This window comes from Vibrio sp. 10N.222.48.A3 (genome assembly GCF_041475345.1).
Classification (GTDB): domain Bacteria; phylum Pseudomonadota; class Gammaproteobacteria; order Enterobacterales; family Vibrionaceae; genus Vibrio; species Vibrio tasmaniensis_A.
This window is the reverse complement of record NZ_JBFRVX010000618.1, coordinates 1-912: the sequence shown is the minus strand read 5'-3', so window position 1 is coordinate 912 and position 912 is coordinate 1. Positions and strand designations below refer to the sequence as shown.

Annotated in this window: 1 pseudogene; it reads left to right on the top strand. The window is 43.9% G+C overall.

The annotated features are described in order from the left end of the window. Nucleotides 1–912: pseudogene (locus AB4653_RS17155) on the top strand (hypothetical protein); the annotation flags it as partial.

Here is a 912-nt window from a genome sequence, read left to right as displayed (position 1 = left end):
TTGCAGAAGAGATCGCTAAAGACAAGCGTCCATGGTTTAGTCGCGTCCCGACCTTAACTCAATTCCTTGAAACACCGAATTATGACAACTTCAAAACTATGATGACACAAGTTGATGATGGTTTCGGTGTTATAAAAGTTCCTTTCCTGGCTGTGAAAATGGCAATTACCCCTGGTTTGGGAATGGAAATGGCCCCGTGGAAAGCTGAAGGGGACCGTTTCTATCGGAATGTTATCACCAAGGCTCGTTCAACTGATGCGGTAATATCATCAGGGGTTGAAGGTGAAAACAAAGTTACCCTTATTGAAAAGAAAACCAGTGATTATGGTACGGCGCTTCAATATCAACCGAAAGGTGATAACTACGATGACTTTATAGAAGGCCGCAGTGTCGCAGATGGTCGAATTCTTACTCCGGGTAAAAAGACAACATTCGAAAGTAATGCCTTGAATAATGGTCTGCCGGTAGTGACGGGCGCGTCGGGTTCAACCAATATCATGACGCACCTGAACCAACATATTGCGAGTAAGAATCCAGGATTCTCTGTTGATCAAGCTTACCTAAACACCTTGTCTTTCTTAGTTTTTGACGGCGGTCACTCAGTCAACGAAAGCCTTGCTGTGTACAAAGCTTTGCAGGAAACGGGAGAGGATCGCAAAAAAGTATTGGAAAGCTACACCGCCAACTATCAGGATCTGATAGACCTAGTTGATGATAGCTCAAAGGGCACAGTGCGCGATGCGCTGGACAAGGCATTGGATAAAACGCTTAAGTTCTACAAAGAGCATGCTAATTCTGCATCAGATGAACCAGGGGAAGTGTTACCAGTTAAGAGGGCGACAAGTGACAAAGTTGCGGATCTTGAATCATTAGGAAAAAAGACCGGATTAAAAGTAGATTTATCTCAAGTAT